The sequence below is a fragment of the Cellulosilyticum sp. I15G10I2 genome, assembly GCF_900095725.1.
In the GTDB taxonomy this organism is placed as follows: Bacteria; Bacillota; Clostridia; order Lachnospirales; family Cellulosilyticaceae; genus FMMP01.
Genome location: NZ_FMMP01000006.1, coordinates 134,289 through 154,258, shown reverse-complemented (window position 1 = coordinate 154,258; position 19,970 = coordinate 134,289). Strand labels below are relative to the sequence as shown.

Annotated in this window: 21 protein-coding genes; 1 reads left to right on the top strand and 20 read right to left on the bottom strand. The window is 34.2% G+C overall.

The genetic code is table 11. The features are described 5' to 3' along the window. Positions 1-24 precede the first annotated feature (24 nt). The 6 genes from BN3326_RS00800 to BN3326_RS00775 all read right to left on the bottom strand — a co-directional run bounded on the left by BN3326_RS00800 (position 25) and on the right by BN3326_RS00775 (position 4,860). The gene (locus tag BN3326_RS00800; RefSeq protein ID WP_069997221.1) at positions 25-408 is read right to left on the bottom strand and encodes an FMN-binding protein; all 384 of its coding nucleotides are present in this window, start codon (positions 406-408) and stop codon (positions 25-27) included. A 38-nt stretch (positions 409-446) separates the two neighbouring features. Beyond that, positions 447-959, bottom strand: coding sequence for a flavodoxin domain-containing protein (locus BN3326_RS00795; protein ID WP_069997220.1), 513 nt, complete (start codon positions 957-959; stop codon positions 447-449). Next, entirely contained in the window at positions 956-1,420 is a 465-nt protein-coding gene (locus tag BN3326_RS00790; RefSeq protein ID WP_069997219.1) for a MarR family winged helix-turn-helix transcriptional regulator, read from the bottom strand. Before BN3326_RS00790 ends, BN3326_RS00795 begins: the two co-directional genes overlap by 4 nt. Positions 1,421-1,612: 192 nt before the next feature. Continuing rightward, positions 1,613-2,593 (bottom strand): Gfo/Idh/MocA family protein, encoded by a 981-nt coding sequence (locus BN3326_RS00785; RefSeq protein WP_069997218.1) that lies wholly within the window; start codon positions 2,591-2,593, stop codon positions 1,613-1,615. Positions 2,594-2,688: 95 nt separating this feature from the next. Then, on the bottom strand, positions 2,689-3,309 hold the full coding sequence (locus tag BN3326_RS00780) for an NUDIX hydrolase (protein ID WP_069997217.1): 621 nt from the start codon (positions 3,307-3,309) through the stop codon (positions 2,689-2,691). A gap of 66 nt (positions 3,310-3,375) precedes the next feature. Further along, positions 3,376-4,860, bottom strand: coding sequence for a carboxypeptidase M32 (locus BN3326_RS00775; protein WP_069997216.1), 1,485 nt, complete (start codon positions 4,858-4,860; stop codon positions 3,376-3,378). A 419-nt stretch (positions 4,861-5,279) separates the two neighbouring features. Here BN3326_RS00775 and BN3326_RS00770 point away from each other — a divergent pair, with 419 nt between their 5' ends. After that, positions 5,280-6,968: a stalk domain-containing protein gene (locus BN3326_RS00770; protein WP_069997215.1), complete on the top strand. Its 1,689-nt coding sequence runs from the start codon at positions 5,280-5,282 to the stop codon at positions 6,966-6,968. A 61-nt stretch (positions 6,969-7,029) separates the two neighbouring features. Here BN3326_RS00770 and BN3326_RS00765 read toward each other — a convergent pair whose 3' ends face one another. From BN3326_RS00765 to BN3326_RS00705, 14 genes are all read right to left on the bottom strand, one after another. Beyond that, positions 7,030-7,929 carry a DMT family transporter gene (locus tag BN3326_RS00765; protein WP_069997214.1) on the bottom strand — a complete coding sequence of 300 codons (900 nt, stop codon included), beginning with the start codon at positions 7,927-7,929 and terminating at the stop codon, positions 7,030-7,032. A 77-nt stretch (positions 7,930-8,006) separates the two neighbouring features. Further along, on the bottom strand, positions 8,007-8,807 hold the full coding sequence (locus BN3326_RS00760; RefSeq protein WP_069997213.1) for an AraC family transcriptional regulator: 801 nt from the start codon (positions 8,805-8,807) through the stop codon (positions 8,007-8,009). Between the two features lie 35 nt (positions 8,808-8,842). After that, positions 8,843-10,756: an endonuclease MutS2 gene (locus tag BN3326_RS00755; RefSeq protein WP_069997212.1), complete on the bottom strand. Its 1,914-nt coding sequence runs from the start codon at positions 10,754-10,756 to the stop codon at positions 8,843-8,845. Between the two features lie 395 nt (positions 10,757-11,151). Continuing rightward, positions 11,152-11,934 (bottom strand): carbon-nitrogen hydrolase family protein, encoded by a 783-nt coding sequence (locus BN3326_RS00750; protein WP_069997211.1) that lies wholly within the window; start codon positions 11,932-11,934, stop codon positions 11,152-11,154. Between the two features lie 179 nt (positions 11,935-12,113). Beyond that, positions 12,114-13,466, bottom strand: coding sequence for a sodium-dependent transporter (locus tag BN3326_RS00745; protein WP_069997210.1), 1,353 nt, complete (start codon positions 13,464-13,466; stop codon positions 12,114-12,116). Positions 13,467-13,719: 253 nt separating this feature from the next. Next, positions 13,720-14,397, bottom strand: coding sequence for a transaldolase family protein (locus BN3326_RS00740; protein WP_069997209.1), 678 nt, complete (start codon positions 14,395-14,397; stop codon positions 13,720-13,722). Between the two features lie 18 nt (positions 14,398-14,415). After that, a complete protein-coding gene (xylB, locus tag BN3326_RS00735; protein ID WP_069997208.1) occupies positions 14,416-15,933 on the bottom strand; it encodes a xylulokinase in 1,518 nt (505 codons plus the stop codon). Between the two features lie 37 nt (positions 15,934-15,970). After that, entirely contained in the window at positions 15,971-16,723 is a 753-nt protein-coding gene (locus BN3326_RS00730; protein WP_171903737.1) for a GntR family transcriptional regulator, read from the bottom strand. Positions 16,724-16,876: 153 nt separating this feature from the next. Next, positions 16,877-17,488, bottom strand: a complete 612-nt coding sequence (locus BN3326_RS00725) for an HD-GYP domain-containing protein (protein WP_069997207.1) — start codon at positions 17,486-17,488, stop codon at positions 16,877-16,879. 123 nt (positions 17,489-17,611) lie between these two features. Beyond that, a complete protein-coding gene (locus BN3326_RS00720; RefSeq protein WP_069997206.1) occupies positions 17,612-18,196 on the bottom strand; it encodes a DUF3793 family protein in 585 nt (194 codons plus the stop codon). Positions 18,197-18,226: 30 nt separating this feature from the next. Further along, a complete protein-coding gene (locus BN3326_RS00715; protein WP_069997205.1) occupies positions 18,227-18,658 on the bottom strand; it encodes a flavodoxin in 432 nt (143 codons plus the stop codon). Positions 18,659-18,696: 38 nt separating this feature from the next. Then, positions 18,697-18,999, bottom strand: coding sequence for a DUF2325 domain-containing protein (locus BN3326_RS00710; RefSeq protein ID WP_069997204.1), 303 nt, complete (start codon positions 18,997-18,999; stop codon positions 18,697-18,699). 124 nt (positions 19,000-19,123) lie between these two features. Then, positions 19,124-19,270 (bottom strand): hypothetical protein, encoded by a 147-nt coding sequence (locus BN3326_RS21830; RefSeq protein ID WP_171903735.1) that lies wholly within the window; start codon positions 19,268-19,270, stop codon positions 19,124-19,126. 39 nt (positions 19,271-19,309) lie between these two features. After that, a complete protein-coding gene (locus BN3326_RS00705) occupies positions 19,310-19,744 on the bottom strand; it encodes a Fur family transcriptional regulator (protein WP_083258436.1) in 435 nt (144 codons plus the stop codon). Positions 19,745-19,970: the final 226 nt, after the last annotated feature.

Here is a 19,970-nt window from a genome sequence, read left to right as displayed (position 1 = left end):
GTAGCTCATAAATAACGAGTAGTGTTACTTATTTAATGCGTTTTCAACAGACTTCAAGTAGGCTTTTGAAGTTACCGTAGCCCCTGAGATTACATCTATATTTGTAGTTTGCTTAGCGATAACACGGTCAAATAACTCTTGTGAAAAGTCTGCTTTACCTGGATGGATCATCGGCTCTGAAAGTAGTTCGATAAGAATAATCTTCTGATCTTTAATGATGACATCTACCTCACTTAACCATCTACCCTCACGATAAATACCATAGTACTTCCCGTCGCTAAAAACTGATGGATTAATATCCTGCATAGTCATTGCAGCGCCTTCTTTAAGTCCTCTTGTAATAAAAAACACTCCTATTATTACTATAATAGCAATAACAACGCCTACTATTTTTAATATTTTTTTCATAAATTCTCCTTATGATACTTTTTATTTTCTTAATCAACCTATACTTGCATGGCTTGGGCGATTTCATTGATATTAGCTAATATAAGCTTAGATACATTTTCTCTTATATTAATTGGCTTTGCCTTTGGATTATTCTTCGCTTCTGCTTTAGATATCATTTTAATAATCATCTTTTCCATAAAGTTCATACTTTTAAAATTAAATTCTCCACCACATGATTTTTTTACACAAGCTGCTTCTAAAAGCTCTTGTGGAAAAACTTGATTAAGTTGCTTCTCTGCTTCATTTTCATTCATACAGCTTATAAATAATCCTATTTTCTTTTTCTTAAGTATTTCGATATTTTGACTACAAAACTCTGTAACCTGTTTTTGAATCGCGCCAACATAAATAGACCCTCCAATAACAACGTTATCATACTGACTAAGATCTATATTTTTCACATTTTTTAAATCAATCACTTCATTATCCCCTGCTATCTTTTCTTTTAGCATTTGTGCGCACTTTCTGGCCGCTCCATGTTTACTTGCATAAGTTATTAATGTTTTCATATTCTTTTTCCTCCTTTTGATTTTTCGTCCATCTCAAATACATTTTCACCTAATTGATAGATCCCCTGATACACTTCATTTAATCTCGTTTCACTAATTCCTTTATAAAGTTCTGCTAGAAAAGCTTGTTCTCTTTCCTGCCTTTTTAAAAAGAACTCCTGACATTCCTCTGTAAGCAATAGCCTTAGCGCTCTACTGTCTTTTGCATCCTTTTCAATACATAAAAAATTCCGTTTTTGAAGTTTAAGTGCTAACTGTTTAACATTTTGGCGGGAACTGCCCATAAATTCTGCGACTTCACTCAGTGTAGGCGGGCTTTCTTTAAATTGTGCTATCATAACAATTAAAAACCACTGTTTCATCGTTATATCTGAATCCCATCTATCACCTAGTACTTGTAACCTATTAGCAAGCAGAAAAATACTCCCAAAAATAAATTCCTTTTTATCTGGTGCATCCATTTCAAGTCATTCTCCCTTAATAAATTATCGATACATACGTAATATATTACTTATATAAGTAATATATTACGTATGTATCGATTTGTCAATAATTTTCTGTCCGACATACGGCATATCTATCACAAAAAAAGACAAAGCTCAATTTCTTATTTCAACATGAACTTTGTCTACAATCATTATTTAATATTTTTTCTATTCAAAAGGATATACCAAATCCATCTGTTTTCTGCATGCATCTGTAATTTTAGCGATAGCCAGTGTATTTTCAAATGTCATAATATCACTTTCTGTTTTACCCTCAAACAAACAGTCCATAAAGTGACCGATCTCATATTCAAACCCATTAACACCATGAGGTAAATTAATTTCATAAACTTCTTTATTATGCTCTGTTATAATAGCTTTTTGGCATTGCCAAAATTCTGGCACTTCTATCATGCCTTTTGTCCCTACTATAAACTGCTTATTAGCGTAACGCGTATCAATACTACTGCTCAAAGTCGCTATTTTATCTCCGTATTCCAAAATGATACTGTTTTTATAATCAGCACCGGTCTGCCCCTTCTTCCCAACACAAGTAATTTTATCAGGCTTATTCCCCAAATACATTGTTGCTGAATTTATTACATAAACACCTACATCTAGGAGTGCTCCACCTGCAAGAGTTAAATCAAATACTCTGCTTTTGGGCCCAAGATGTGTAAGGTCAAACCCAAAATGTGTGTGTATTGCCTTAATTTCACCAATACTATTTTCTGCAATAAGCTCTTTAATCTTTTGTGTCATAGGCAAAAATCGAGTCCAAAAAGCCTCCATTAGCATCAGCTTCTTAGACTTTGCAACATCTATTACTTTTTTGGAGAGCTGTTCATTAACCGTAAAAGCTTTTTCACATAAAACATGTTTGCCATTTTCAAGACATAGCATCATATGTTCATAATGGTGACTATGAGGTGTCGCTATATAGACAGCATCTATTTCATTATCTTTGACCATTTCAAGATACGAACCATACACTTTTGGTATATCATACTTTAAAGCAAACGCCTTAGCTGAATCTAAATTCCTTGCAGCAACTGCAGCAAGCTCCGCTCTTGGCAGTGTAAGTACCGCTTTTGCAAATGTATTAGATATATTACCTGCTCCGATTATTCCCCATCTTACTTTATTCATATACAGCCTCCTTAGATAAAATATAAACTATTTTCTTTTCATTAGTTTACCATACTTTTTATATAGTTCAAATTGTTTATATTTTATCTTACGCTTTATAAACTGAGCTCTTCAAACAACTTTGCCCCTAGCTTAATAAAGCTTTGTACCGCCATAAGTGCTTTAATATCCATTTTGACATTGTTCTTTATAAGTTTTTTTGCTTCATCTTGTGAAACTAAGAAAGCTTCAATCACTTCATCTTCTTCTAGATACTGTGATGTAGCTGTCCCTTCACAGGTGCAATAAATCAGAGCTGCTGATTCTTCTGTCATACCTGCTGACAGATACGCTTTATAACTTCCCATAGTTTCAGTAATCTTCAATACGCTAAGCCCTGTTTCTTCTTTCAATTCCCTGGTTAATGCTTTATTTATGTCTTCTCCATGATCAATAAGACCTGCTGGAAGTTCATACACATAGTCATTTAGTGGTACTCTAAATTGTCTGATAAGCACTAAACACTGGGTGGGCTTATGCAGCGCTGCGATTACGACAGCATCTGTTTGATCTTCTTTTTGCTCAAAATACTGAGCTATTAAAGTTTCATAATTTTTCCTTGAAGCAATCATCCAATGTTTAGTCTTGCCATTTTTATTCTGATATGTTGCATCATACAGGCTCAAAAATCTTGTTTCTGCTAAACACGTAAGCTTTTGTATTATATTTTGATTCATCTTGATTCTTACCCCTCTTTATCTTTTTAGACACTAAATACAATCTACTTTTCCAAATAATCTTCACTATATAGCATAAAGTTTACGATATTTATTTTGATAATAAGTGATAATCGGTTTCACATCAATATCACTCTTACACACATCTTTTATAAGCTCTGCTGATGTTTTCATTTTTCCAAAACGATGAATATTATTTCTAAGCCAGTCTTTTATAATATCCAATCTTTGCTTTTTTAATAAATAATCAAGCGAACCTACTTCTTCTTCCATTTTTTGTACAAACTGTGCCCCGTAGATATTCCCAAGTGCATAGGACGGAAAATAACCAAAAGCTCCCTCAGCCCAGTGACAGTCTTGCAGTACCCCCTTCGTATCTGACGGTGGCGTAATACCTAAGTACTTTTTCATTTTCTCTCTCCAAGCTTCCGGTAAATCTTTTACTTGTAAGTCTCCTGTAAATAAAGCTTTTTCAAGCTCATATCTTAATATAATATGCAGATTATAGGTGAGTTCATCTGCATCTACGCGAATAAGTGAGGGTTCAACAATATTAATAGCTTTATGAAAAACCTCTAATTCGATGTTCTGAAACTGCGGGAATATTTCTCCTACCTTATTATAAATTGGCTCCCAAAAACTGATATTTTTTCCTATCATATTTTCATAAAGTCTTGATTGACTCTCGTGTATACCCATGCAAGTTCCTGCTGCAAGAGGTGTTTTAATAAGTGCCGGTGAAATATTCTGTTCATAAATACCATGTCCGCCTTCATGAATCACAGTAAATAAAGCGCTTCTAATATCTTTTTCATCATATCGGGTAGTTACCCTTACATCATGAGGTGGTGTTCCTGTTGTAAAAGGATGCTCACTCTCATCCAATCTTCCGCTTTCAAAGTCATAGCCTATTATTTTTAAAACATACTCTGCAAGATCTTTTTGCTTATGTTTTTCAAAATCTCCAAATAACTTAGTATCATCTACTCTCTCTTTGTGACTGATACTTTCTAACAGAGGCAGCACGCCATTTTTAAGTTCCTCAAAAAGGCTATTAATTTTATCAGCTGGGATCCCTGTCTCATAATTATCCAACAGCACATCATAAATATTTTTGCCAGAATCAATATGCGCTGCCATTTCTTTATTATAGGCGACCGTTTTTTCTAAATAAGGCTTAAAGCTTTCAAAATCGTTGTTACGTTTGGCATTTTCCCAAACCATATTTGTCTTAGATGTGTGTGAAACATACTCATTATAAAGTTTTTCAGGGATATTTTTAGATCTTTCATAAGTTCTTTTTAAGTCTTTTAAGCAACTCTTCACAATATCATCAAGCTTGTCACTATTTTCAAAAGTTAAAATAAACTCTTTCATCTCGTCTGAGACACTCATTTTAAAACTCTCCGTTGATAAAGTTGCAATAGCGGCAACGTGTGTATCTACCGCATTCTTAGGTGCTTTTGTTTTAAGATCCCACTGCAGTAACTGCACAGCATGATTTAAATCACACATTTTAGACATATACGCTCTTAAAAGTTCAACTTTCATTGTCACACTCCTTTTTATTTTTCCCTGTTAAATAATACACCTTTACTGTGTTACCTTTGTTATTTTATCAAAATTACATGTATCTAATACATTACTGCCACTATGCAGCGTCTTAATCATTTGGTTACTATCATCCCCAAAAGAATCTCCCTATTTTCTAAGCCTAACTCTTCTCTATCTTTATTGTATCAACTTTACTTTATGTACACAATATTTAAAACATTACTTCAAATATAGCTTCTATAGCACTATCATAAGTTATGAAATGATTGAGTATAAGTAAAAAAGGGCAAAATCTATATGTGCCAAAAGTCATAGTTCAGACTTATAGATAAAATAATTTTATTAAATCTATTAAATTTTCCCATTATATGTTATATTTATATAAAATTACCATTTCACCTTAGGAGGAATATTGTGTGCAAAAAAATAAGGTTTTTCTTTTTATTTATTTGAGCTGCTTTTTATTATTAGGATTTCTAAGCAGTTCTTCTGTCAATGCCTCTTCTCAAAATATTATTATCTATCTTAATAATAAACCTTTAGTAAGTCAAACAGCTCCTTTTATCGAAAAAGGGGTAACGTTGGTTCCCATGCGTTTAATCTTTGAAGCGCTCGAGGCAAAGGTTGGGTGGGTAGCTGAAACCCAGACTGTTATTGCCAAAAAAAATGCTACAAGTATCACTTTAACAATAGGTCAAAAGTCTGCTTTTATAGATATTAACAAGCAGGAACTCCGTTTACCTCCTATTCTAAGAAATGGGACTACTTATGTTCCTTTAAGATTTATAAGCGAAAGTCTTGGAGCTAACGTTACATGGGATGAAAAAAATAAAGCCGTTTTTATAGACTCAAAGCCTGAGTCTTTGACTAATGTTTCTCAACTAGGCGCTTCTCAAATCTCTAAAGCACTTTCTATTCAAGAAATAGGACAAATGGAAAAAGCCATTGCTTTCATCTATAATCATGCGCTAGATGGCACTGACTCTTTTGGCAGTGGATTTTCTATTTCTGAAGATGGTAAAATTGTAACAAACTATCATGTCATTGCTAATGCCGAAAACTTAACTGTTTCTCTAGATACTGATAAGGAATACACTGATATCACTGTACTCGGTTATGATGTACATAAAGATATTGCCCTTCTCCAAATAAATACCCCGGATAAACTCCCTTTTTGTAGGCTTGGTGATTCAGATAAAGTCATTTTAGGTGATAGTATTGTTGTAATCGGCAATCCTATGGGACTTAGAAACACACTATCTACCGGCATTATTAGTTCTTTAAAGCAGCAAGGCTTTATACAAATTAGTGCACCAATCAGCCCCGGCAGCAGCGGAGGCGCCTTATTTAATATGCACGGAGAAGTTATTGGTATTACATCTGCAGCTATTTTTGATGGGCAAAATCTTGGCTTTTGTATTCCCATTAATGAAATAAAGAATATATCTATTGCTAGTCCCTTGACGCTCACCGAGTTAAATAAAGCAGAAAATACACTAAGTGCACCTCAGAATGTACGTGCCTTTCCATTATCCTCAAGCGAAATAGCGGTTCAATGGGATTATAATCCAACAATTGACTACTATTATGTTTATTTTTGTGATAACCCGAGTGGTAAATTTGTTCCCTTTTTGGATGAGTACAACACTAAAAGACAATTTGATTGGTTTGAACCTTATAGTATGAGTAACTATGATTTACCTTCTGGATCAACGATATATTATCAGATAACAGCTGTTAAAAATGGGACTGAATCTCCTTTTAGTCAGGTAGTTAGTGCTACTACACTAAAAGATGATACTACTGGATTTATTGATATTGTTAAACAAGGCAGTTTCAATCAATTTCCTAATCAAAAAGTCGATGTTTATTTTAATGCCTTCTTTAAAAATCCTAAGTGGACTTATTTTCGATCTGAACAAGATGAGAATATTGTTGAATTTACAGGTACCTATCCCTATAAAAATAGTGAAAACCTCGTGCTGATTCAATTTGCTGTTAACCCCACTTTCAAATCTTTTGAAGTTGTCTATCTAGAAAGAGATGGCTATGGCCTCTCCTCCTACGCCCTTGAAGATCTTGTAAAAGCAATTTTTAGCCAATAATATTTTTCATCAAAAAAGAGATAGCTGTTTTGCACTATCTCTTTTTGTCATATCTCATTGTTTACTTTCTATTTAACAGTATCTTTTTTATACTGCCCTTATCATTGATATAAACACCAATAAAAATAAATATACCTCCAACTATCATCATGGTATCAATCGTTTCGTTTAGTAAAATGAATGAAGCAGCCATGGTGATAATAGGTACAAAATAGATATAGCTCGTTGTTCTTACCGAACCAATGATTTGGATAGACTTATTCCACATCATAAAGCACGCAAGCGACGCAAACACTACAAGAAATAACATATTGCCTATATTATGTGGCATTAAAAGCCTGGCAGTACTTCTTGTTTGATATGAAAAAATGAAAATTGGAAAAATAGTAATTATCCCATAAAAAAACACTTTTGTTATAATAAGTAAAGAGGAGTATCTATCCTGTACTTTCTGAATTAAAATAGAATAAATGGAAAATACCATTGCAGCACACACAGCTAACAAATCTCCTACAGGACTTAAACTTACTGTTTGCCCATGATAAACGATCATACCAATCCCCATAAGCGCAATAGTTCCTCCTAAAAACAACTTTAAAGGCAGCTTTTTCTCTCTATTAATAAAGTGCATCATAAAAGCAGTAAATAACGGAATGGCAGAAACAATTAAGCCTACATTAGATACCGAAGAATATTTCAGTGCTAAACTTTCTGTCCAATAGTATAAAGTAACGCCTGTAAGACCTAGAAGAAAAAACAACCTTTCATCCTTATAAGATAATACTTTTAAATTTTGAGGATAAATACACGCCAAAACTATAAAAGCCAAAATAAATCTATACCAAAGTATTTCTTCTGGCGAAAATTCTTTTAATAATACCTTGGTAAAAATAAATGTAGTTCCCCAAATCAAAATAGTTATAACTGCTAATATGTGTCCTAAAATAACATGTTCTTTCATCTACTATACACCTCTTTCTATTCGTTAAGATGAGTATAAATAGATTACTTCTTTAAATCTTGTAAAAAATTGCAGTTTTATTTAACGTAATTTCTATACTGCATAGGCGTAAGCCCCATATACTGTTTAAAACATTTTGTAAAATGACTTTGATCATAAAAACCCGTTTGAAGGGCAGCTTCTATAATTTCTTTTTGCTCATTAAGCAGCTCCTTTGCCCTATTAATACGCAGATTTACAAGATACTGATAAGGTGACAAGCCATAAAGCTGCTGAAACTGCCTAATGATATAATACTTGCTTAAATGCACAAGTTCGCTGATATCCTCTAACATAACTGGGTTTAAGTAATTTGTATCCAAATACGCCTTAACACACTCGATATGGGATATATGCTGATCCTGCCCGCTTATTTTATAAAAATTTTCATTACCAAGGTCTAATAAGTTTAAAATACTTTCAACTAAAATAGATTCATATCCCATGTCTTTTGCTGCAATATACGTAGGATCAAACAAGCATGCAAACATCTGGTATAGCCTCTCATCTATTTGCTGATATAAAAAGGATAAATCCTTATTATCTTTGTTAAATGCAGATTGGAACCATAAAGTATCAATATACAACATCTTAAATCTCCAATGGCTATGGTCTTTTGGACTGCATTTATGAACAATATTTGCTGGGATAATCAACATAGTATTTTCTATTATATGATAGGTTTTATCATACACTTCAAGCATACAGCTTCCCCTTTCAACAAATCCTATAGAAATTTGATGGTGAAAATGTGCTTTTGAAGCATGTAGAGAATCCTCACATTTTTTTATCTGCATTTTTTCAGAAGTATGATTAAAATAATATCTTATGCCAGACACCGATTACAGTCCCCCTTTAAATATTCAGTGAGTGCTTAATCCCTATGCTTTAGCTCCTCTATACCATATTTTTTAATGCGTTTTAATGCTTTTTTAGAACCTCTTTGAATATCTCTTTCGAGTTTTCTCTCCGTAAAACTTGTAAAAAGGCTCTCAAGATCATACCCTTCGGGATAAAGTTCCTTAGCCTTTATTTCTAGTTTTATTTTTTTAACATGTACTTCTATTAACTGTTTATTATATAAAACTATGAGATTATTATACTTATCCTGAGGACTGTAAACAATACCAAAGTCATTGTATTCATTAAGAAAAACTTTATCTCCCTTATGAAACTGAACATTTTCTGGTATAGACTTATATTGGATTTCTTGTGGCCTTCTTATTTTAGCTGGATTAACTTTCTCTAAATCATAAACATTACATACCATATACTTTTTTGCACGATTTATTATACTGTCTTGTATACCCATTTTTTTTGAAATCCATAGTGCATTACTTTCCCCTTCTTCTCCTACAATTAACTGATAGAGTGGCTCAAGTGTTTCACTATTAAATCTCATTGCTGCATTTTGAAAATCTGGATGACTGGCTGAGAAGGTCTTAATCTCCCCATAGTGGGTAGTTGCCAGTGTAATAGCCCCCTTTTGATAAACTGCCTCTAATATAGCTATGGCTAGCGCTGCACCTTCACTCGGTTCTGTACCACTTCCTATTTCATCAAAAAGAAGTAAGGTCGCTTTATTTGTTTTCTGGATAACAGCCGCTAAATTCTTAACATGGGACGAAAAAGTGCTTAATGCATTTTCCATACTTTGATCATCACCAATATCTACAAAGACTTTATCAAATACAGAAAGTTCAGTACCTTCTGCTGCCGGCAGATGAAATCCTGACTGCATAGCTAAAACAAGTAATCCTACTGTTTTAAGCACAATGGTTTTGCCACCAGCATTAGGTCCGGTAATAATGAGACTTCTAAAATCCTTACCTATTTCAACTTCTAGTGGTACAACATCCCCTTTTAAAAGCGGATGTCGTCCCTTTTTAATGACTATCTTGCCACATTGATTAACTTTAGGCATTATCCCCTCTATAGATTTGCTGTATTTAGCCTTAGCAAAAATCATATCATACTCTCCCATTACCTCAATATTACGTTTGATAGCCCCACTATGATCTAAGATTAAGCCAGTCAGGTATGCAAGCACTTTATACTCTTCCACCTGTTCCTCAGACACTAATACTAAAAGTTCTTGTGTATATTTACTCACACTGCTAGGCTCAATAAAGACTGTTGTCCCTTTTGGTGAAGTTTCGATAATCGTTCCTTGTACTTGATTTTTATAAGATGCTTTAATGGGGATGGTCAGCTTCCCCTGCCTCTTACTTACAAAAAATTCTTGTATATAGGGTTTATTTTGACTGCTTTTAAGAAATTTGTTTAGCCTCTCTTCTATTTTAGCTTCTGTTAAAGCCATATACCTTCGTATTTTCTTAAGTTCATTACTTGCATGATCATCTACTTTATTGTTTTTAATCGCACGTGCAAGCTCTTCTTCTAAGTGATCCAATGTTTCTATCCCTAAGCTATAACTACATAGTATAGGCGCATAAAATGTTTTATCTTTCATATAAGATTTTATCTTTCTACAGCCTCTTAAGAAGGCTGCGGTATGGGCTAAAATTTCCGGATCAAGAATAATGCCTTTTTCAGCCTTCTCGATAATATCTTCAATGTTCATAATACCTTGGAGAGGAATCGTTCCTGAATAATCAATAAGCTGCTTTGCTTCTTGTGTTTCTTGCAATCTTTTTTCTACAATAGCTTTATTCCCGCTTGGTATAAGTTTGTCTATTAATTTTTTGCCTAGAGAGCTTACGCAATACTCTTTTACGATCCCTTTAAGCACATCATATTGTAATTTTTCAAAAGTTTGTGGCTGCATTATTTACTAACTCCTTTTTTAGATTATAAGTGATCAATACCGTCTTTAAAAACACACTCTATAAGATACATGCCACATAGGCCGGTAGAGTTTTGATATTTGGGACACAAAAAAAGCTGCATACATCAGCACGCAACTTTGGTTTAACACTTTCTATGTCCTTAGTTTGTTTGCAGTTTTGTATCTTTATAGATTGTAAAATCATCCACAACAAATAAAGGGATCTGTTCTCCCTATTTTTGGACTCATTTACTTATTTAATTCATCTATTTAGATACTACAATGCTCATCAAACACCTCTTCTATTTTTATACCTACCTATAATATAATTATATATACTTCTTAATAATCTGTCAAATACTCTTCTCTTAAATATGTGTTTTCTTATACATTTATTAGAGTTTCATACTTCCTACAAAGGAAAAGCAGTTTGTATAACTGTTAAACTCTATGATAAAAACCCCGGGTTCCCAAGCTGCAAATAAGTATTCTATTTTTCCTCGATTTATAACAACGCTTTCTCCTTGTGCAAAACTAATTACCCCTTCACATCCAGTTCGATTACAAACAATCAGCGGCAACCCGATTTCTTTTGCACAAGTTTCCCATTCTTTGCTTGCATTCCATTCTACTTTTGGCCATGCCATTTGTGCTAAAAGTAGCTGTGCGCCCATCCTCTTGCACTGATACGCAATATCTCTATAAAAAACATCTTCTCCTATTAAAAATCCTACTTGAAGTCCATCTATATTTTCTACCACTACTCTATCGCCAGGTGTTTCCCAAGTTCTGTATTCATCTTCGCTTACATGAATCTTCCTGTATGTGTCCTGTATCTTCCCGGTCCTATCTATATAAGCCAATGTATTATAAAGTTCTAGGCTGCTATTATCATGTTCTGGAAATCCTACAATAAGATTCATGTTATACTTAAACGCTACTTCTCTTAGTGTATATAAAAAGTCATTTGGGAAAATAGGAACAGTATTTAAATCAATAACACTTGCAAAGCTATAACCACTTTCTGCAAGTTCAGGAGTAATCGCTAAATCAGCACCATATCCTGCTGCAAGGGCAAGAGCATATCTTATTTGAGCTCTATTATACTGAATCTCACCTGTTCTTGGTGCAATATGAAGCAAAGCTATACGTATTATATTATTATTTATATTTCTCATAATATATCATTCCTTAATTTTATATTTTTGCCATAATTAGTCATATATTGTCTTCTTATATAATATGAAGTTCGACTAAATTTGTTTATAAATTAATGAGATATCTTTAGAAAAATTCTAATCAATTAAAAAAATCGCAGTGTATTTAACACTACGATTTTGATTTTATGACTATTATTTTATAGTACGATTATACCAAATGCAGATAGCACGGAACTGATAAGTATTGCAATAATACAAATAGGCGCTACATATTTGATCATAATTCTAAAAACTTTTTCTCTCTTAAATTGAGAAGATTTTTTTACTTCATCTACTATAGCATCCACACCTATAACATAACCTATAAATATACAGGTTAATAACGCACCAATAGGCATAAGTACTGCATTTGTAATGAAATCCATTAAATCTAAAAATGCCATATTCATTACTGTAAAATGACTCCAAATCCCATTTCCTAGTGAAGATGGAATGCCTAAGATAATAGCTGTAAACGCAACAATAAGTGCAGATTTTTTTCTTGAGAATTTAAACTGATCACATACTGTTGAAACAACTGCTTCCATAAGCGAAATAGCAGATGTAAGTGCCGCAAAAAGTACAAGTAGAAAGAATATACCTCCCACTAAAGCGCTCATTCCCATAGTATCAAATACCTTTGGTAATGTTACGAACATAAGTCCTGGTCCAGCATTGAGTGCTGCCTCATCACCTCCAGAAAAGGCAAATACAGCTGGAATAATCATAAATCCTGCGAGTATTGCAATTCCTGCATCAAAAAATTCAATTTGTTTAACTGATTTTTCAAGGTCATCATCTTTGTTAAGATATGAACCATAGGTGATCATAACTCCCATTGCAAGAGATAGTGAATAAAACATCTGACCTAACGCTGCTAAAACAGCTTGTACTGAAAAACGTGAAAAATCAGGGATCAGAAAGTATTTTACCCCTTCAAAGGCCCCAGGTAAGGTAAGTGCATAGAGTGCTACTCCAACTGAAAGAACCACTAACATCGGCATAAGTATTTTACTTGCCTTCTCAATACCATCTTTTACCCCTCGCCAAACAACTGCCAGTGTCGCTAAAACAAACACGATCTGCCATAAAACCGGCTGCAAAGGTGAGGTAATAAATGTTACAAAAAAGGTATCATTAGCTGTAGCTGCCTGCCCACCAGTTAGAAAAGTTACAAAATATTTAATAACCCATCCACCAATTACACTGTAATAAGGTAAAATCAAAAAAGCTACCAGTGAGGCTATAATACCTATAAAGCTGTACTTGGTATGAAGCGCTTTATAAGCTCCAATTGGACTTAGCTTTGTTTTTCTTCCGATTGCAATCTCTACCATCATAATCGCAAATCCAAAAGTAACGACAAAGAAAATATAAATCAGCAGAAATAGTCCTCCACCATATTTTGCTGCAAGATATGGAAATCTCCAAATATTTCCAAGCCCTACTGCTGAACCTGCTGCTGCAAGCACAAATCCGAGCTTGCTAGAAAATTCACTCCTGTTATTCATTGTTTGTCTCCTTATGTAATAATTTATAATAAAATACACCAAGTGTTATTATAACACTTAATCATAAATTATCAAATACTTAACATAAATTATATTCATTTTCCAGCATTCTACACAAACTTAGCATCTTTTGTATACCTTCTTATACTATTAAGCTGTCATCTTTCTTTTTAAAATGCAAAAAGGCATTAACATAAATAGGATACATTAATACCTTTTTTAAAACACCGGTTCAATTAATAAGTACTATTTTTTATAACCCCTTCATTGTAGCGCCTTTCGCCGTAATACATTCAAAGTCATTTGTAAAGTCTGTTACTGCTTTTTCTGTAAGCGGGTGATATAAAAACTGTTCTAAAAGTTCAGGTGCTACAGTCACAGCTCCTGCTCCTGCTTCTGCAAGTTTCAAGATTTGTTCTACGTTTTTAAAACTTGCAGCAAGCAAACCTGTTTTACCCTTCATTTGAGTTAAGATATTGTGAATATCAATTGCTACCTGTACACCATTAGCCCCTATCATATCAAGCCTATTTACATATGGAGCTGTCCATCTAGCCCCTGCTTTTGCAGCCATTACAGCTTGCATAGGTGTATAAATAGCAGTCGCTGTTAGATTAAAACCTGCTTTACTAAGCTCTTTCATTGCTTTTATGCCTTCATGGGTTACAGGTACTTTAATAAAAATTTGTTCTCCTAACTGTCTTCTCATATAATCAGCTTCAATAATCATATCTTCTGCACTACTTGAAAGCACTTGTGCATGAATCTCCATATCTTTTTCTAACAAACTTATTATTTTTTTAAGCTGCGCCATCGGATTCATTTTTTCTCTTGCTAAAAGTGACGGATTAGTTGTTACCCCATCTACGGGAAACTTAGTAATAATCCTTTTAATATCTGATGTATTTGCTGTGTCAATATAAATTCTCATATACGTCTCCCTCTATGCTTATAATGTCGCTAATTGGTCATACACATCAACAAGTGATGTGTAGCACTGTTCAAAAATTGGATACATTCTTGTATAAATCTCTTGATTTTCAGGGATAGGATAAATCTTATCCTCCATTTTAAGAAACTGATTGATTACCTTAAAGTTTTCAAATACCCCTATGCCAACGCCAGCTGCTATAGCAGCCCCCATAGACGTCGCTTCCTCTAGAAAATTGGGTTTTAGAATAGGCACTCCATAAATATCGGCCATAATCTGCCGCCATAGTTCCCCCTTTGCTCCGCCCCCAATGACAATCATTTCTTTAATTGCTGTATGTTTTTTAAAACAATTTAAAATAGTGTTCATATTAAATGCCACACCTTCTAATACTGAACGAAAAATATCTTCTCTTTGGCTTTCCATCTTAAGTCCTATAAATGCTCCCTTGGCATTGACATTCCATCTTGGGCTTCGCTCACCTAAAAGGTAAGGGAGATAGATCAGCCCATTTGCTCCTACCGGAGATTGCTTAGCTAAGTCATTGATAAGTGTATACGGACTTATCCCTAATCGTTTAGCTTCACTGACCTCATATAAAGCCAGTTGATTTTTAAGCCAGCTATATGAAGCACCTCCTGTTTGCATTGTGCCACATGGCATAATAAGGTCTGGTACAATATGTGCAAAGTTAAAAGTTCTCATCTGATCATCATAAATGGGCTTATCCACTGTAAGTGCAATCCACGAAGATGAGCCTATGCAGCCATAGGCATCTCCAGCATTAATACTTGCCGCGCCTACTGCTGCACACGCGCCATCACCACCACCAATTACAATTGGGGTCCCTTCAGCCAAACCAGTTTCCCTGGCGGCTTCACGGGTAACACCTCCTACAATTTGCGTTGATGGTATTAACATGGGTAGTTTATCACGATCTATTTTTGCTGCCTTAACAATTTCTTCTGACCATTGTCTGGTATTTAAGTCTAACGCATTAGTCCCTGAGGCATCTGAGTAATCTGTAACGTACTTACCAGTTAATTTTAAAACCATATAATCCTTACAAAGCAACATTTTATAAGTCTTTTGATAGACATCAAATTCATTATTTTTGATCCACATAAGCTTTTCTATGCTATAGGCAGGGCTAGGTCTATGACCTGTTATCTTATAAAACTTTTGTATGCCAACTTCTTTTATAAGTTCCTGTGTTTCTATTTGCGCTCTTTGATCAGCCCATATAATCGCTGGTCTTAAGTGGATACCCTCACGATCTACACAGACACATCCTTGCATTTGTCCACTAAAAGATACTGCCAGTATATCTTTCCTATCTACATCTTCTAATATAGCTTTTGTTGTATGCGCTACTGCCCGCCACCACATGTCTGGGTCTTGTTCAGCCCAATTGGTGTTAAAAAAATGTGTATCATACGCATATACCTTACTACTAACTAGTTTGCCATCTGTACTATAGAGAGTTGCTTTATTTCCAGATGTCCCCAAATCGTGTGCTAATAAATACTTCTTCATCTTAAATGCCGCCTCTCACTTCATGTTTTGTACATCTTTATACCTCTACTTGTGTTTCAACAATAAATAGATTCCTATCTCCTCGGTATTTTGCTGTTGTATATTCAATAACAATATTTTCTTTATTTAAAGCTATTGTCTTAATAACTTGAAGTGCATCCCCCTCTGTTATCTCTAACATCTTTGCAGCACTCTCACTTGCGAGTACTGCTTCTATTGTTCTTTTTGCAGTGACAATACGCGTCTTTTCGTTCTCAGATAAAATTGCATATAAGGATTCACTCTCTAAGTCATGTTCCAATACAAAACTGCATACATTATAAGGCATATAAGTTTCTGCAACTACAATGGGTTCTTCATCTACTAACCTGATTCTTACTAAGCGAATCACTTTATGCTGCTTAGATAAACTTAAAGCTTGGCAGATTGTTGCACTGGGCATTATAATATCACAGTATACAACTTTAGTTCCTGCATTTTTACCTATTTTTCGCATCTTTTCTTGATAGGTTTCTACGCGATTAATAGATTGTTGCGTAATCTTAGGTTTCGATACAAAGGTACCCTTTCCTTTTTGTCTTGATAAATACCCTTCATTAACAAGCTCACTCATCGCTTGACGAACCGTTGCTCTGCTAATCTGATAATACGCCATAAGCTCATTCTCTGTTGGCAAATAATCTCCAGATACTAGTCTGTTGCTTGTCAATTCACTTAATATAATTTCTTTTAACTGATAGTATAGTGGTATAGGACTCTCTCTTTTAATTACGCCATTTAAAATTGACACTTCATCACCCTTTAATGTATTTATATATATCATAATGTTATAATGTCCGTACATTTAGTTTAATACTTATGCTTTATATATGTCAATCCCTAATTCATATTTCTTTGTATAAAAAAAATCGAACAGTCTTTTTATCTATTCGATCTCTCTATTTCAGCTGGCTTTTGGCTGATATTCCCATTTTTTCCATATGCGCAGTGCTGCTTCTACCACAACTGGGTCAAACTGCAATTCCTTGTTTAAAAGTACTTCTTCCATACAGTCTTCCCACGACATAGCCTCCCGATAAGGCCTAGCTGATGTCATTGCATCAATACCATCAGCTACTGCAATAATTCTTGATCCCAGTGGGATTTTATCTTTTTTAAGTGCATGAGGATATCCCTTACCATCCCATCTTTCATGATGATAAAGTACCATCTCTGCAATTTTATCAAGTTGCCTTGACTTACTTAAAATAGCATACCCAATCTCAGGATGTCTTTGTATCTGTGTCCACTCATGCGGCAATAATTTTCCTTTTTTATTTAAAATATTTTCTGGCACTCCCATTTTACCTATATCATGAAGATGTGCCGCTATATGTATATCCTCAAGCATAACCCCTTTAATACCCATAGATCTTGCTAGATCAAAGGACATAGCTGCTACCCGTGAAGAATGTCCACTCGTATAAATATCTTTAGCTTCAAGTGCAGCAGTAAGGCATTCAATAACATCATGCACATGCTGCACACGAAACAATTTAGAGATCTTATAAAACATGTGTTGTCTCTCCAATCTGTCCACATAATGCTGTATCTGCTTGTGTAGGACTTAAAATGAAAAATTGCTTTAGCTGACACCTTAATATTCTGAAGTGTTTATGAATACTTTGCACAGAACAATCTATGAAGCAGCATTAAGCATTGCATAAATTACATTTGCTTTTGCCTTATCATAATCTTCAAAAAGGGTTTTTGCTTCTTCAAGATTATGATATACTTTCCAGTACTTACACATTAAAAAATTAGTTCCTTTGTGTTTAATAAATCCACATACATCCTCAATAGGAATACCAAGAAAGACACCAATCTCATGAGGACACATCAATCTGAAACGTTCTTTTAAAAATGCTAACCTTCGGCTAAGTGTGTCTTCACTATGATAACCCATCTTTTTTAAAAAAATCCGATTGGTTTTACTGGTAGTTGTTTTTTCTAACATATCGTAGTCATAAAATAAAATAAGTAGCCAATCCTCAGTTTTTTTGAGTTCATAAAAATCAAGATTTAAATAATTACCTATCTCTTCTTTGTGTTTTTCCCATAAGTGGTAAAGATTTTTATGCTTAGCTGAGAAGGAAATAAGAGACGATGGCTTTATCCCACTTCGTGTGGGTGCAGTTTTATAAGCTATTGTAGCTAAAAGATATTCTTTGCCCTCAAGCTTATTTAATTCAGAAATAAATTGACGTAATAATGCCTTATCCATATTTTACCCCTCCTCAACTCCATTGCAGCATTATATTGATGCAAACTTCTCGCCTATTTCTCGACACTTATTAAGACCATCTTCGTCAGGTGTATTTTGGATAATTAAACCATCTTCCATTAGAAGCACTCCTAGTTTAGTCATTCTTTCTGTCCATTCACGCATCCACTGCCCATCTCCCCAATCATAAGAGCCAAATAACAGCATAGGTTTGCCTTTTAAATTTTCCACTTCTAAGGATGCTATAAAAGGTTCCATCTCTTCTTCCTCAAGTTCTTCAGCGCCCATAGACGGACACCCTAATGCTACTGCATCAGCCTTTAACACCTCTTCTTTTGAAGCATTGCCAACCTCAAGTAATTTTACAGAAACACCAGCTTTTTTTGCTCCTTCCTCAAGAGCTAATGCCATTGCCTCTGTATTGCCTGTTGCACTCCAATAAATAATAGTCATATTTTTCATTCTACTAGACCTCCTTATAATGTTTAATAGTTTTTTCATTAATAAGATGCCACTGCCAATTCTTTCTCAAATTGCTCTAATATACTTTCAAGTGAGTTACCACTACTATTATGGCATCTTACAATAGGTATATTTTTTCTTTTAGCTTCTTTTACTGCAATATGCATCATTTTATGGGAAACAGTCCCCGTAAATAATACAATCCCATCCGGCGTTCCAATCATCTTATCAAACCTAGCGGGCAGCTGGGTATAAACCTTCACCCGATGCCCGCGTTTTGAACAGATGCCCTTATACGCCTCATGCATTCTATCATGTCCTCCAACAAGTACTATGCTCATTTGTTCCACTCTCCTTTTGAAATAAAGAAATTATCTCATTTGTTTTTATAAAATTGATTATCATTATCATTTTAATTGTAAATTTTTTTGTTCTCACTATTTATTTAAGCTATTTCGCCCCTCATCATCCATGCTTGCAGTCACAGCCACCCTTACTTGCTGTACAGCCTCCACAACATCCCATTTCACCTTTTCGCATGCGTATAATTCTTTTTACAATAATATAAATTGTTAAAGCTATAATACCCCCGCCTATAATCCAATTAATCATACTGCCACCAGCTTCCTTCTGACACCTATTTTTTTGCTATTATATTTCATTATCTTTGTCTATACAAGATATACAGTACCCATAAATCTTAACCATATAATTTGCAGCATTAAAATGATTTTGCTCAAGTATTTCTTTTTCACGAACACCCAATAGATCTTCCTTAATCTCATAAACAGCACCGCATTTTATACATATCAGGTGATGATGCCCTTGTTCTTTAGCAGTAAGAGCCTCATATCTGATACAGCCATCATCTAAAGAAATCTTACTTAGTAAGTTCATTTTCTCTAGAAGGGGCAATGTTCGGTAGACAGTCGCCAATCCGATACTCGGATGGTTATGTTTGACCATCTCAAAGATTTCTCCACTGCTTAAGTGTTTACCTTTTGTATTTAAAACAACTTCCATTACTGCCTGTCTTTGTTTTGTAAGCCTAAAACCTCTTTTATTTAAGTTTTTTTTTAAATTCATCACAAGCACTCCTTTATTAGCTAAGAAACAATCTGCCTTCCTGATAAATGATAAAGGCAACGCTCCATATTACTGCTTACTGCGGTTTGATAACTTATAGACATTTATAATGGCTTTTTTTCCTAATGTTAACATTGTTAAAGACATCCTAGTCACTTCTTATGTACTTAAAGTTTATGTTATTGATAATTACTATCAAATTATCTTTCTTAATTAGTATTTTAGC